This window comes from Blautia sp. MSJ-36 (assembly GCF_018917985.1).
Lineage (GTDB): Bacteria > Bacillota > Clostridia > Lachnospirales > Lachnospiraceae > Blautia_A.
On sequence record NZ_JAHLPQ010000020.1, the window covers coordinates 1 to 12,922 of the forward strand.

At 46.2% G+C, this 12,922-nt stretch carries 15 protein-coding genes and 2 pseudogenes; all 17 read right to left on the reverse strand.

Annotated features, from left to right (window positions below; all coding sequences use genetic code 11):
* Nucleotides 1-97 precede the first annotated feature (97 nt).
* Nucleotides 98-226, reverse strand: a pseudogene (locus tag KQI39_RS12550) (Maff2 family mobile element protein); the annotation flags it as partial.
* 194 nt (nucleotides 227-420) lie between these two features.
* Entirely contained in the window at nucleotides 421-1,110 is a 690-nt protein-coding gene (locus KQI39_RS12555) for a DNA-directed RNA polymerase subunit alpha C-terminal domain-containing protein (protein ID WP_216418774.1), read from the reverse strand.
* 32 nt (nucleotides 1,111-1,142) lie between these two features.
* The gene (locus tag KQI39_RS12560; RefSeq protein ID WP_216418776.1) at nucleotides 1,143-1,619 is read right to left on the reverse strand and encodes a hypothetical protein; all 477 of its coding nucleotides are present in this window, start codon (nucleotides 1,617-1,619) and stop codon (nucleotides 1,143-1,145) included.
* A 13-nt stretch (nucleotides 1,620-1,632) separates the two neighbouring features.
* A complete protein-coding gene (locus KQI39_RS12565) occupies nucleotides 1,633-1,815 on the reverse strand; it encodes a hypothetical protein (protein ID WP_216418778.1) in 183 nt (60 codons plus the stop codon).
* Between the two features lie 11 nt (nucleotides 1,816-1,826).
* Nucleotides 1,827-2,396 carry a hypothetical protein gene (locus KQI39_RS12570; protein ID WP_216418780.1) on the reverse strand — a complete coding sequence of 190 codons (570 nt, stop codon included), beginning with the start codon at nucleotides 2,394-2,396 and terminating at the stop codon, nucleotides 1,827-1,829.
* A gap of 77 nt (nucleotides 2,397-2,473) precedes the next feature.
* Nucleotides 2,474-3,709: pseudogene (locus KQI39_RS12575) on the reverse strand (VirD4-like conjugal transfer protein, CD1115 family); the annotation flags it as partial.
* Nucleotides 3,710-3,755: 46 nt separating this feature from the next.
* The gene (locus KQI39_RS12580) at nucleotides 3,756-3,935 is read right to left on the reverse strand and encodes a transposon-encoded TnpW family protein (protein WP_216418782.1); all 180 of its coding nucleotides are present in this window, start codon (nucleotides 3,933-3,935) and stop codon (nucleotides 3,756-3,758) included.
* A gap of 251 nt (nucleotides 3,936-4,186) precedes the next feature.
* Nucleotides 4,187-5,515: a virulence-associated E family protein gene (locus KQI39_RS12585; protein ID WP_216418846.1), complete on the reverse strand. Its 1,329-nt coding sequence runs from the start codon at nucleotides 5,513-5,515 to the stop codon at nucleotides 4,187-4,189.
* Nucleotides 5,472-6,098: a CHC2 zinc finger domain-containing protein gene (locus KQI39_RS12590; RefSeq protein WP_216418784.1), complete on the reverse strand. Its 627-nt coding sequence runs from the start codon at nucleotides 6,096-6,098 to the stop codon at nucleotides 5,472-5,474. The genes KQI39_RS12585 and KQI39_RS12590 overlap by 44 nt, the downstream gene beginning before the upstream one ends.
* Nucleotides 6,099-6,163: 65 nt before the next feature.
* Complete coding sequence (gene mobQ, locus KQI39_RS12595) at nucleotides 6,164-7,759, reverse strand: MobQ family relaxase (protein ID WP_216418786.1); 1,596 nt, start codon at nucleotides 7,757-7,759, stop codon at nucleotides 6,164-6,166.
* A gap of 282 nt (nucleotides 7,760-8,041) precedes the next feature.
* Nucleotides 8,042-8,353 (reverse strand): DUF3847 domain-containing protein, encoded by a 312-nt coding sequence (locus KQI39_RS12600; protein ID WP_330654049.1) that lies wholly within the window; start codon nucleotides 8,351-8,353, stop codon nucleotides 8,042-8,044.
* A gap of 89 nt (nucleotides 8,354-8,442) precedes the next feature.
* Nucleotides 8,443-9,030, reverse strand: coding sequence for a hypothetical protein (locus KQI39_RS12605; protein ID WP_216418788.1), 588 nt, complete (start codon nucleotides 9,028-9,030; stop codon nucleotides 8,443-8,445).
* Nucleotides 9,020-10,411, reverse strand: a complete 1,392-nt coding sequence (locus KQI39_RS12610) for a hypothetical protein (protein WP_216418790.1) — start codon at nucleotides 10,409-10,411, stop codon at nucleotides 9,020-9,022. The genes KQI39_RS12605 and KQI39_RS12610 overlap by 11 nt, the downstream gene beginning before the upstream one ends.
* A 12-nt stretch (nucleotides 10,412-10,423) precedes the next feature.
* The gene (locus KQI39_RS12615) at nucleotides 10,424-11,683 is read right to left on the reverse strand and encodes a DNA cytosine methyltransferase (protein WP_216418792.1); all 1,260 of its coding nucleotides are present in this window, start codon (nucleotides 11,681-11,683) and stop codon (nucleotides 10,424-10,426) included.
* 249 nt (nucleotides 11,684-11,932) lie between these two features.
* Entirely contained in the window at nucleotides 11,933-12,220 is a 288-nt protein-coding gene (locus KQI39_RS12620; protein ID WP_216418794.1) for a molecular chaperone, read from the reverse strand.
* Complete coding sequence (locus KQI39_RS12625) at nucleotides 12,201-12,530, reverse strand: hypothetical protein (RefSeq protein ID WP_216418797.1); 330 nt, start codon at nucleotides 12,528-12,530, stop codon at nucleotides 12,201-12,203. The genes KQI39_RS12620 and KQI39_RS12625 overlap by 20 nt, the downstream gene beginning before the upstream one ends.
* A 92-nt stretch (nucleotides 12,531-12,622) precedes the next feature.
* On the reverse strand, nucleotides 12,623-12,922 hold the full coding sequence (locus KQI39_RS12630) for a hypothetical protein (RefSeq protein WP_099322268.1): 300 nt from the start codon (nucleotides 12,920-12,922) through the stop codon (nucleotides 12,623-12,625).

Below are 12,922 nucleotides of genomic sequence, written 5' to 3' on the forward strand. Positions count from 1 at the left end.
CGGGACGTTACCCCCTCATTTCACCCATCGGAATATCAGTTCTCCAAAGTTTCGGGCTACAATTGCCCTTCGACTTTGTGCGCAAGCTTTTCACTTACGAACGTGTCGCACGATTGTCATTGCCATAACCTTCGAGCAGGTTGATTGCGCCCCAGATACCGAGACCGGCGCCGAGTGCGATAACGAGAGTCTGTAATACGGTTACTGCAGAGTTGAAAAATGCCATAATAATTAGTCCTCCTTTTGACTATGTGCCCTGTATGCGGGCTGATTGATATTCGTTTTCTGAAACTACTCATTCATGTGCACCTGTCTGATTTGTTCCAGAAGTGAAAAATAGCTGGAAATACTGTTGATCAGACAGTTCTCCAGCTATGTAACAGGCAGCTTCCGCCGCCCGGCCGCATCTGCGACTATTTCTTAATAAGAAGGATGATTAGAAGAATTCAGGTTATAAAAGGCTGCCAACTCTTTGTCCAGCGAAGGCATCGTCGCTTCCCAAGGAATCGGTTCATAGTATTTCGGAAGGAATTCATGCTCAGTTAACGCTTCAAGCACAATTTCTTCTGCCTTTTTACCGAAATTTCGAATACTATGAGTCCAGTCTTTCCACTGAACAAAAAGGATCAAATCTCGTACTGTTCTGATACCGCTCTTCCGCAGGCAGTTATATACACGGCAAGGAAAAATCAACTCGCTGATATTCTGATAAAACAGATGCTCATCACCCGTAATCCCATATCTGCTACAGTATTTATCCTCTTCTCTGCGACACATTCTTTCGAGAGACTCATGTCTTTCCTGATACCCAAGAACAATAAACCAGAGATAAGAGACATTACCGATTTTCTTCAAAGCATCTCTTTTAATGCCCTTTACACGGCTTTCAGTAAGATAATGCATATTTGCGATTGCCTTTACGGACATCTTTTCTTTGTAATTTTCTGTAAGCACGATCATTTCTCTTTCAGTAAGTGCAGACAACGCGTAGGTCAGTCCCTGCATCTGATCTTCTGACAGATTTTCATAATCGAGGTCGCTGCCCATAATTTCATTTACCTTCATAGCTGCTAACAGGTTTGCTGGATATTCGTTATATCTCTTTTTCATTTCATTCATCCTCATGCATTTTCAGTTACACATTAACGAAAGGGAAGATCATCGTGCGTCTTACCTGCACGTCCTCCGGGAGCGCGACTACCAGATTCAGCTCTTTTCTCTGCAAGATCTGTCATCACAGAGCCTCTGTCTCTGGTCTTGTAAGTCTCAACCAATGCCTTCAGTTCCTTGTTGGTAATCTCTCTGGTTTCTTTCCCCCAGATATTCTTACCACTGGCATCCTGTCCCTCCAGCACATTTCTGGAAAGCTTTGTCGTCCCATCCTCAGGCAGCTTCATCCACATGCCCTTGCCATACTGATTTTCATGCACAAAATTAGCAGGAACAACAAATGACTCCCACGGTCTGCTGTCAGAATGATCTGCATTGGGAATTTTGATTTCCACCAGTTCCTTACCGTTTTTCGAAGTGAACGGTTCACCCATCAGACCTTTTCCAAATTTAATCGTAACTTCTGCTCTTCCCTGAGCCTGTTCCTGTCTGTTTTCATATCCAGCCATAATGCCTGCCTCCTTACTCGTCTTTACTGATATCGGATTTCATCCCGATCACTCTGGAGAAATATTTCCCCTCTGCTTCGATTGTCTGGCCGCTGTCCAGTTCAATCCAGATGCGGTCATTGGCATCCGGTGCAGTCACTGTCAGCACATGTTCCAGATTGATAAAATACTTCCCGATAGAAACAAACTTTGTCATAATTTCCTCCCTTATCCACGGATCGCATTACAACCCACGGTATCATAATCAGACCACTTACCTGCATTACCATCAGCATCGATAGCGCGAACTCTGATTTTGCGACCTCTGCAGCATCCGGTAACGTTCTTATCATCACAGCCTGCAGGAACAGAGAATCTGCTGTTTTCCATAGTATAAGTTTGTATCACTTCACAGTCAGAGTAACACATCTCCATCTCATAGCTGACAGCACCTTCAACATCGGACCAGTCTACCACGAGACAATCAGGAGCATTGAGGGACTGGTGGATGAATCTGCATTCACCAATTTCAGGTGCAGGAAGGGAAGTATCTTCTTCTACAACTTCATCGTCTCCGGAACCAGGATTATTACTGCCACCCCAAGTCCAGCCAAAGCCATTGCCCCAAGTCCAACCGGAGCCGGATCCGTTACCCCATCCTGAGCTTCCACCCCAGTTCCAACCAGAGGTATTGCCAGAGCCTGAAGAACCGGTGTTACCAGACCAGTTGCTTACATACTTGTTGTAATCATAATTCTTCCAGGAGGTAGACTCGGCTGCAAATGCAGTAGTACTCATCGCAAGCATCATGCAGGCCGCGAAAACTGTTACAAACATTCTCTTCATCTTCATGTTGATCCTCACTTTCTATGGGCTTATCCCATTTCAATCACTTCGTACTCATCCTTGGCTTTCAATTTCAGCCTATGATTCAGGAATTTCTCGATATCAAAGGCGTTCTTCTTATCAAAATCGGCAGTCAGCTTATAATTCGGATGCTGTGTCAGATCGTATTTATCCGACATAAAAGGTCTCACACCTCTTAACTGCAGGATGCATTTGCCGCCATCCAGCACTGCCAGTTCATCCACTGTAGCCAGATCTTTGCCCAGCTTCTGATAGTTTGTACCGTAAGACGGACTGTTACCTCTTGTATCTGAAGTGTTATAGGTGTCGATGGTTTCTTTACCCAGGGCTGCATTCAGTTCTTTCAGTGTTGTTGGTTCCGCACCGCCCAGGAAAATGCGGGAATCCATGTTACCGATAATTGTATCGGCGTTGTCTTTATAAATTGCTTTCAGCTGCGACTGTGCCTGCAACACCAGACAGGCTGAAATCTCACGGCTTCGGATTGTCGCAACCAGTTTCTCCAGATTCGGAATCTGTCCGATATTGGCGCACTCATCGATAAGACAGCGCACATGCACCGGAAGTCTGCCGCCGTAAACATCATCCGCTTTCTCACAAAGCAGATTGAACAGCTGCGTGTAAATCATCGAAATCAGGAAATTAAAGGTCGGATCCGTATCACTCATGATCAAAAACAGTGCTGTTTTCTTATCTCCCAGAGTATCCAGTTCCAATTCGTCGTACATAGTAATGTCACAAACCTCCTGAATATCAAACGGAGCAAGACGGGCACCACAGCTCACAAGTATGCTTTTTAAAGTCTTGCCAGCAGCCAATTTGAACTTTGCATATTGGCGTACTGCGAAGTGATTTGGTTTCTTTTTCTTGAGTGCCTCAAACATCAGATCCACCGGATTCTGGAAGGTTTCATCATCCTCTCTAACCTCCATTGCATTCAGGAACTCAATCAGTGTTGCAAAATTCTGCTCTTCAATCGGCGCTTCATAGTGGATATATCCAATCAGCGCACAGTACAGCAGCGTTTCCGCTTTCGTCCAGAATTCGTCACCGGATTTGCCATCACCTTTCGTGTTAGCGATCAGTGTTGTAGTGAGCTTCAGGATATCCTTCTCACCATGAATATAAGAGAAGGGATTATAGTGCATACTCTTTCGAAAGTTGATCGTATTGAAGATTTTGATACGGTACCCGTTCTTGGTTAGGGCCTTTCCGCAGTCAATTACAATATCTCCTTTCGGGTCGTTCCTGTCAAGATAGAAAACAGAAGTGTTGCATACAATTTTCGCCTTAGAAATTATCTGCTTTCACATCATCACGCATCAGCCGCTTCATCTTGTCCTCCAAGGTGTCCTTGCTCTCTGAGCTGAAATGAACGCCGATGATATAGGTGGTGCTGCCCATTCTCATGCTGAACGAGCCTGCCGGATTTGCTTTGGGTGTTTGGGTTGCTTTGTTGTTCTGTGCCATGCGATACCTCCTTGAAACGGAAAAAGCCAGACAGGGTGTGTGTCGGCAACGAAGTCCGGCAACGGGCTTCAAAAAACCTCGAACATTGTCCTATCTGGCTCTTATACTGTTTTTGCTTTTTTCTTTGATTTCTCCGTTGCTTTCGTTGTTAGAACTCTTAAAACCCTTGTAAATAAAAAAGATTTAAGGGATTAGCCCGGCAACGGGGTCGGCAACGGGATAGCAACCAGCCCGGCAACAGGGTCGATTTTTTAGAATGGAATCTCTATCTGTTGGGCTTCTTCCTCGGTCAGCTCACGAAAACCGTCCGGCAAATCAGAGCCGGTTGCTGATAGCTCGTTGCCGGAATCGGCTCGTTCCCAACCTCGCTGTCTGCCGTACTTGGCAAAGATTCGGGGATTGGGAAATGCTGTCCAGCCCTCGATACTGTTGTTCATGATTTCATTGATTTCCCGGATTTCCCACTGCTTCGGCTCGTCAAAGGAATGGTTCAGAGCTTCTGCATAGATCAGCTTGGAGCAGACCTGTGTGCCGTTGAAATTATCAAGGAAAGACTGAATCAGCCCTGCCTTGGTGTCCTCCGGCATGAACTGCTTTTGCAGCTCCCGCAGCTCCTTGTTCATCTGCTTTGAGAGGGTAAGGCGAAAAGAACCACTCCGATAGATGGTCATTGCTTCTGCCCACATCAGGTCGATATACGCCCTCGATGCGGCTTCATCTTCCAGAATATGAACCTCGGCTCGTTCCGGGTGTACCATGATGGGCAAAAACCTTCGGTTGCCGCTTCGGTCAAGGGGCAGAAAGTCCATCGTATTGGAGCTGCCGCCGAACACGCATTGCCTCAATCGGTCTGCCGGATGGGTTTCATACGGCACTTTATAGGTTTCCTTGGCTCTGCTTATAAAGGACTTAATATCCTCAATACTTTTGGCATTGGCGGTGGCAATCATCTCGGACATTTCGATAATCCAATGTCCCTGCATCTTGCGGTAAACATTGTCATCGTCAATCCGTTTCAGGTCATCGGAAAACCACTCGTCTTTGATTGCCAGCAGCCGGAAGAAGGTGGACTTTCCTGCGCCTTGTCCTCCGACCAGACAGAGCATGGTTTCAAACTTGCTTCCCGGCTTGAACACCCGGCTGATTGCGCCCAACATGAACAGCCGCAGACATTCATAGGTGAACTCACTTCCCTCAGCTCCGAGAAAATGGGGCAGGGCGCAACGGATGCGCTCGGTGCCGTCCCATTCCAGACCGTTCAGATAGTCACGGACGGGGTGGTACTTGTTGCAGTCAGCGACAATGGAGATTGCTTTCTGGATTTTCTTTTCGCTGGTCAGCGTGTACTGATCTTCCAGATAGAGCATCAGGTAATTCAAATCCGTATCGTTCAAGGTCGTTGTCGGCTTGCTCCACCAGAGCGGCTTCACAATATCAATGCGCTCCGTCAGGATGTTGTAGCGGATCGCTCCTTCCAGCTTCGGGTCATTCTGAAATACAGTCAGACAGTTTCGGATGCTGTTTTTGACAGCTCCGTTATCGGTCGAGTCCAGACTTCCTCTGACTTCCTCCACGGTCATGCTCGTCTGGGTGTTCTGCAAATCGTTGTTCAAGATTCATCACCTCTTTTCTTTGCTCGGCAACCAGAGCCTTCTTTTCCTCGGCTGTGCCGTACAGAAGAACATCCAGCAGATATTCGATATGGCTTTCTCGTTGCAGGGCTTCCACGAACAGAGGATGCCATTCGTCCTCCGGCTGCTTTGGTGCGTATTGTTGCTTCCATGTCCTGAGATGATGGAAGTAATCGGACAGCACCTTGTAGCATCTGCTTTCTTCCTGGCGGTATCTCTGTTCCGGGGTAGGCTCTCGGATATGGGGCTTGATTCTGTGCTTCTGCCTGTTGTCGTAGCTGATACCGAAATCATCAGCCAGCTTCATAGCGGCGGCTTTGCTGGGCAGTCCGAACAGACGGGAAACAAAATCAACTGCATCTCCGTCCGCTTGGCAAGCGAAACAATGGAAACGCTTGTCCACCTTCATGCTGGGATTCTTGTCATTGTGAAACGGGCAGACTGCCATGCCATGACGGTTGACCTGAATGCCGTACATCTCTGCCGCCTGTCGGGTGGTCAAGTTCTGTTTGACCGCTTCAAATACATTCATTGCATCTTCCTTTCGGGGAACAAAAAAAGACACCTGACATTTTCACAATGAAAACGGCAAGTGCCTTACAGTTCTATATTCTGTTTTTTCTGTTGCGGGGTTTTCTGCTCCTGCTGATTGCTGCTCTGCTCTTGCAGAAACTTTATCTTCTCCGTGACGGAGTGCTTCGGTTCGGGCTTCTTCTCGACCTCGGACTGCTCCGGCATGAGGACTTTGCTGACCCAATAGCGAATATCTTTCATCGGCTGCAATTCCTCCTTGGCGGTGGCAAGCTGTCCAGCAAGCTCGGTGTGTGTCGCTTTCAACTTGTCATATTCCGCTTGCAGGGAATCCAGATTGACATTCAAATCCACGCCCTGCTTTTTGAGATAGCGGAACGCTTTGTTGAAGCTGTCCAGCTCGTCCTTGTGGCTTTCTGCAAACGCTGCCTGTCGTGCTTTCCAGCCGATTTTCAGATACTTGTCATGAACCGCTTTGTGGGTCTGGCAGTCTGCCACGGCGTTCTGAATGCCGGTAATGACCTTCATGCGGGCAGATGCTTTCTTCATAGCGGCGTTGATGCCCTTGGACTTCTCGCTCATTCCTTGCAGGGCTACATCCAAATCTTCCAGCGTGAAAAGCCCATGCTCTTTCAGATAGATCATTGCTTTGGAGACCGCCTTCAAGTCATCGGTCGTGCCTTTCTGCTGACCGTATCTTGACCAGTCGCTGCGTTCTGCCTTGCGTAAGTTCAGATAATCACGCAGCAGAATGACCAGATCGGGGGAAGTGTTCTTTGCTTGTGCTTCCGTTTCTGCAAAGGCTTCCTTGGTTGCTTCCACAATGTCTGCAATCCAGTTCCGCAGATTTTGGATGGTGCTGCGGATGGCATTCATCATGCGGTTAGCCGCCTTAATATCCCGGTTGAGATTGCCGATGTTGGTTTCAATGCCCTTGCGTTCCAGAGCGCAAACGGCGGCTCCCATGTGGACGGTCGGAATCTTATCCAGTCCCTGCCGTTCATAAGAGCGCATATTCACTCGCTCAGGACTTCCGGCAAGTTCCAGATACTTGTTCTGAACAAGCTCCCAGCCGTGTCTCCATTCCTCGGCATGGTACTGCTCGTTCCAATCAACGGTATCCTCCTTGTGGCTTTTCCAGTTGCCGGAGGGAAGTCTGATACGCTCTCCGTTCTCGTCAAGGTCATAAACCTTGCGGCTCTTGGACAGCCACTTTCCGTTTTCATCAATGGCTCTCATGGTCAGCATGATATGGCAATGGGGATTGTGTCCGGGAGGATCTGGGTCATGGATTGCAAAATCACAGCACATTCCCTTGGACACAAAATGCTCTCGGCAGTATTCTTGCATCATCTGCGGATACATTTCGGGCGGCGCTTCTCTTGGTAAGGCAACCACAAATCGCCTTGCAAGCTGGGAATTCCATTGCTTCTCTACTTCCTCAGCTGCGTTCCAAAGTGTTGCTCGGTCAGCATATCCGGGTGGGGCATTGTTGGGCAACATGACCTCTGTGTAAACCACCTCTTTCTTGTAAAGGTAGTTTTTCATCTTCTGGTCATACTCGGAAAACAGCTTCTCTCCGGCTTGGTAGGCAGCTCCGGCAACAGCGGAGCTGCCCTTGCTTCGCTGGACGATGCGGATTTCCAAATGAGGTACTGGCATTTTGGTTTGAACCTCCTTTCGATGGTACAAAAAAAGACCGATACTTTTCAGTACGGTCGAGGGGGGATATTCACTTGTTGTCGGGGAATGATTGCTTGCAATCGTTCCTCGGCGGCAAGTCCACAAAGGGGTAGCTGGCAAAGCCAGCGCAGGGGAAGTGTAGCTTCCTCTGGATGAATGGAGCAAGGGACTTTTGCGGAAATCATCAGGCTCCATGCAATGGGCTTTCGGCAGAACGCAATCACCATCTTTAGGTGGTGTATAATTGCGCCCTTGTCTCCGTCAAGGGTTTTCGCCCTCGTCCACTTCCTGCGTTTCTCTCCGGCTCTCAATCAGCAGGTTCAGCTTCTTTTGAACCGCTTCGCTCTGGAAGATGAAGGTCAGCAGCTCCATCACATCCTCATCGGTCAGAACGGTCGGCTCTTTCAAAAAGGTCTCCAACATTCCGGCACGAGTGCAAAGCCGATGGGTTCTCTCGCTTCTGGTCAGCCGTTTCAGCTCGCTCTGCAATCGCTTCTCCTTGTGCTTGGCTGCGGTCAGCTTGCGTTCCGCAACATACTGTTTGTGTCTCAGCTTTTCCAATTCTTCGCTCATGGGCAACTTCTCCTTTCTGATAATGGGCAAAACAAAAGCGACCAACTTTTTACGGTTGATCGCCTTTGCCTTGGTCATTATAGAATTGTTTAATTTGTGAACTCGTCTGCCAAGTGCTTACTTAGCTCAGATAAAGATTTAATTAACCCCAAATTGCTATATTCAAAACTTTGCGTTAAACTATCCCATTGCATAAATCCAAGGCAATGCTCATGATGTTCGCCTTCAACGATAGTCTGAATGTCAGAAATATGGGCTTCCGTTGAGAGAATATGAGCTAAACGAGGGCTTGCTCCATTATCAATATTGACAAGTAAACCATACTTTGCTCCCGAGACCAGACAGTATCCAACCAGCTGCGACCATTCTTTAAGTCCAGCGCTATTCATTAGCTTAACCTCAAGAATTAGAATTTCAAATTGTGTCCCATCAGTAACTAAAGCAAAAATATCAAGATTAAGCGGTGGGACTCGATTTGCAAAGTTTTTGACACAGGTGCATTTATCAGGATGCTCAGCAATAATTCTTTGCAGATTGGTTTTTAGTTCACCAATGCCCCAAAAAACGCTAAGTTCTTTATGACGCTTTGCTTTGAAATTGCTTTTAAGTTGAGCTTCTATGAAGGTCTGTATTTCTGGATAATACGAAACTTCATTCCGACTATGCTTACCGGGCATTTGACAAATCCTCCTCGGTAATTCTACGAACAAGCAATTTGTATTCGTTATCTGGCGAGACTGTCACTAATCTTTTATAGACCTCAGGATTTCTTGCGCCGATTAAAGCTCCACGACCATTTCCTACAATGACTAACGGTGTAAGCAAGTCCGGCTTTCTTATTTCTACTGTTAAACCTGCATCATTGTTTGAATGCCGTTCAACGATTTGAAAATACCCTTTTGGGCGCTTGCCGGAAAGTTCATCATCATTTGCAATAACGTAGGCAACAGCTTGGAGTATTTCAGCTATCGGGTAGCCGGTATTAGCAGTGGTTCCATATAGCAAAGCTGTTTTATCTTCGTTATATTGTTCTATTAAATTTCGGACGTTGATGTTGAGCGTAGTGTAATCACGACTAAACAGCAACGGGTCTTCCTGAATGATATTCTCTATCTGTGTATAGCTGTCCTTATGCAAAATCGGAAATGGATTTATCAGTTCTCCAATGTGTTCGAACTGCTCCCTGATTTTACAGTACGGGGCGTGTTCACATCCCATAACAGTGCAGAAGTGCCTGAAATGAATGAAGTGCCCACCCCTAATAACTTCCGGCAAGCGAGCATCATTTTCAGCTGGATGTACGGTAGATGGAGTGAAATGCATATCTCTGGTCTCACATCTTTCCGCAGCGTGAATTTCTCTTTGTAATCTACGATTTTCGTTTGACGTTTCCGCCTTGGTTCTGAATGCGAATGCTCCGAACTGAGCATATTGATCCAACAGAATTCTCAGCTTAAATCCTTTATTCCATTGGGCATAGTACGAATCGCTTGTACAATGGATGTTGGGGTGATTCCAGTTAACCTGATCAGGGATACAATTTATGCTATATAGTAGCCGACACAATTCACAAACAAACTTAAAGTTGTAACCTTTTATTTCAAAAGAAATAATCTGATGCTCATCCGTAAAGCGGCGCTGCGATTTTGCCATACTACCAATAGTATCTGCTAATCCTGCAATGAAGCGGCGCTTAAGATTGTCATCAACTAATTCTAATACCACCTGACTGATATCAGCAGTTCCTCGAAGTTCGCCCTCACAAGCAATACCATAATGCATGAGGTCATTTTTTACTGCTGTTGTATCACCTTCACAGAGAATTGTCCATGTGCCTCCGGGTGTTGTTTCGTATTGAACAGAAAGGTCGTAGACAGCCCGAAACATTTGTCCTACTTTACGCAAAATATCCCCTGCAATTTCACCCGCACGCTGTGGGTTTTCAAGGTATGAACCCCATTTTTTGTATGGTAAGCGAATACTAAATACATCTTCTGCATTTCCGAATACGCCACCACCTATAATTAACCCCAATAAGTATGCTTTATCTGTATCCATTATTCTATCCCCTTACTTTTCGCTTCCATTTTTCTTGAACACTTGCTCCATTATTGCAGAAGCAATATTATATGCTAATGTAACCGGAACAGCATTTCCTATGACTTTATACATTGCGGTTATATTTCGTGCTGTATCCGTTAAGAAGTTAAAATCATCGGGGAAGGTTTGAATACGTGCAACTTCTCGAACAGTAAATCTTCTGTCCTCATAGGGATGTATAATACCGCAATTCTCCGGCTGAGCAGATGCTGTCATAGTTCCGCAAATTTCATCTCTCGAAAAACGCCGATAGAAGTTAGGCGAATGATACTTCTTCATATTATCTCTGATTCTTTGGAAACGAGGGGCTAAATGCTCATACGGAACATCTTTCCACGAGCCGCCCTCAGGAATATATTTAATCATATCCAAAGCCTGCGGAGAAAGGGACCAGTCTACATTGTTAGCTACTTCAGACGGTACGTTTAGAATATGCCGTAATGTCAAATTATCTTTACATTGCTTTTTAGGAAACTCAAATGTGATTCCTAAATCCTTGCGTACACCAACAAACAAAACTCTCTGACGATTCTGAGGAACGCCATAGTCTGATGCGTTTACAAGTTGATGCACAACATTGTATCCAATGCCATTCATGCTGGACAGATCTTCTACTATGACTTCTGCTAAGTTGCGTCCATCAATATATTTCGTTGAAAGCAATCCCTTAACATTCTCAAAAACAATTACCTTCGGCATCTTCTTTCGAATAATACGTAAACATTCTTTATATAGCATGCCACGAGAATCGTGGACACCTTTACGATTTCCGGCATTAGAGAACGGCTGGCACGGGAATCCCGCAGTAAGAATATCTCCATCTGGAATTTCATCTTCGCCAACTGACAATATGTCACGCCGATCTATATTGCCCAAATTGAGCGAGTATATCGCTTGAGCATCTGAATCAAAATCGTTCGCAAAAACAATATCAAATCCCGCCTTCTTGAAACCTAAATCCATTCCACCACATCCGGAAAACAAGGAAATGAGACGAGGGCGTTCTGGCATTTCAAGATCTAAGACATAAGAGCCTGCATTGTTACACATTGGCTTGTTTTGGTGAGAATTAGATACATATTCATCAACATCACAAGCTCGAATTCGCCACGTATGATTGCCAAGTTTTGAAGCGGGTAAGCTACCATTGCCAATCATTCGCCGTATAGTTTTTTCGGATAGCTGTAGATATTGAGCTGTTTGAGAAACAGTTAACAGTTCCGTATCCATAGGTAAATTCCTCCACTCTGTTTTTTACATTCTTTATTCTAATATACGAACCCCCGAATGTCAACAGAAGAGAGGAAAATGTAGGACATGAATGGACATCAGAGGACACAATTTCAATATACGCACATCGAACAGATGTTTTAAGATGAGCATTTGAATTATGCAATAGTATATTTCTTCGTTGGCGAGCAGTCAAAACATCGGATGTAAGCTCGACATTTTGACCGCATATCGCCCCTAACTGTTACATTATTCCGTCCGGCTCTTGAACCCGGTTTGCTTTGCGCTCTCGCTTGCTTTCCGTCTGCGTTCTTCGCTGTACGGTGCTTGCAGTCGGATAGACAGTCTGGACTTGTCCAGCACATAGATCACGCCGCCCTGGGCGAAGGATTTTTCCAAGCAGCAAAGGTCGGGGTGTTTCTTGCTGAACGCTGCCAGCCGCTTTCGCAGTCCGGCATTGTAGGTCTGGATGTGGGCGGTGTCCTCGCCCTCGTTGAACAGGATAATGGTCTCTTTCTCATACTTTGTCAGGGTCATATTCGTCATCCTCCCATTCCTCATTGTATTCCATGCCGTCCTCGCAATCCTCTGCCGGACAGCCTCTCACGATGCGCTCAAAAGCCTTTTCGTAGCGCAGATATGCTTCCATCTCTAAGCGGAGATTGAAGAACATACAGCGATACCAACGGTCGGCGGTCGGGGTGTTCATTTCTCTTGCGATTGCAAGGAAGAATCGCTTTACGGCAGGATCGGGGGCAAGCGCTGCCAGCGTACAGAAACGGTTGACCGTTGCTTCACGGTCAGGGCTGCCAAAGGCGTACAGTGCTTTCTTCTGGTTCATTGTCATAGTTTTGTTCTCCTTTGATTTGATAAAATAAAAGCGGCAGGGACTTCACAAGGAAATACCTGTCGCTTTGCTGACGATATAAAATTGTTGGGTCAGGACTTGATAAAATCACGCAGTCCGTAGTTAATAACGGCGATTCTAATAATCAGCCATTCCGCAATGTGAGGGATGATAAAGACCACAAAGGCAACTGCCAGCAGTTGGAGCGTTTCTGCTCCTGCGCTGATGCCGAACATCCATCCGGCAATCGTTATCAGGAACATCAGCCCGGCAAGCAAATTGAAGATAACGGTCGAAAACTGCGTGAAGAAGATACCGACCCATTGTATCAAGGTGACTGCCACAATCAGCGGCAGCACCAGCAACTTAATGATTAGCTTTATCAGTCCCAT

What these genes read in the sequence shown, in the direction of transcription:
- KQI39_RS12590 (WP_216418784.1), bottom strand. Translation starts at nt 6,098, where the DNA reads ATGAATGTATTTGAAGCGGTCAAACAGAACTTGACCACCCGACAGGCG.
- KQI39_RS12610 (WP_216418790.1), bottom strand. Translation starts at nt 10,411, where the DNA reads ATGGATACAGATAAAGCATACTTATTGGGGTTAATTATAGGTGGTGGC.
- KQI39_RS12570 (WP_216418780.1), bottom strand. Translation starts at nt 2,396, where the DNA reads ATGAGTACTACTGCATTTGCAGCCGAGTCTACCTCCTGGAAGAATTAT.
- KQI39_RS12560 (WP_216418776.1), bottom strand. Translation starts at nt 1,619, where the DNA reads ATGGCTGGATATGAAAACAGACAGGAACAGGCTCAGGGAAGAGCAGAA.
- KQI39_RS12555 (WP_216418774.1), bottom strand. Translation starts at nt 1,110, where the DNA reads ATGAAAAAGAGATATAACGAATATCCAGCAAACCTGTTAGCAGCTATG.
- KQI39_RS12615 (WP_216418792.1), bottom strand. Translation starts at nt 11,683, where the DNA reads ATGGATACGGAACTGTTAACTGTTTCTCAAACAGCTCAATATCTACAG.
- KQI39_RS12580 (WP_216418782.1), bottom strand. Translation starts at nt 3,935, where the DNA reads ATGGCACAGAACAACAAAGCAACCCAAACACCCAAAGCAAATCCGGCA.
- KQI39_RS12565 (WP_216418778.1), bottom strand. Translation starts at nt 1,815, where the DNA reads ATGACAAAGTTTGTTTCTATCGGGAAGTATTTTATCAATCTGGAACAT.
- KQI39_RS12600 (WP_330654049.1), bottom strand. Translation starts at nt 8,353, where the DNA reads ATGAGCGAAGAATTGGAAAAGCTGAGACACAAACAGTATGTTGCGGAA.
- KQI39_RS12605 (WP_216418788.1), bottom strand. Translation starts at nt 9,030, where the DNA reads ATGCCCGGTAAGCATAGTCGGAATGAAGTTTCGTATTATCCAGAAATA.
- KQI39_RS12620 (WP_216418794.1), bottom strand. Translation starts at nt 12,220, where the DNA reads ATGACCCTGACAAAGTATGAGAAAGAGACCATTATCCTGTTCAACGAG.
- KQI39_RS12625 (WP_216418797.1), bottom strand. Translation starts at nt 12,530, where the DNA reads ATGACAATGAACCAGAAGAAAGCACTGTACGCCTTTGGCAGCCCTGAC.
- KQI39_RS12585 (WP_216418846.1), bottom strand. Translation starts at nt 5,515, where the DNA reads ATGACCGTGGAGGAAGTCAGAGGAAGTCTGGACTCGACCGATAACGGA.
- KQI39_RS12630 (WP_099322268.1), bottom strand. Translation starts at nt 12,922, where the DNA reads ATGGGACTGATAAAGCTAATCATTAAGTTGCTGGTGCTGCCGCTGATT.
- mobQ (WP_216418786.1), bottom strand. Translation starts at nt 7,759, where the DNA reads ATGCCAGTACCTCATTTGGAAATCCGCATCGTCCAGCGAAGCAAGGGC.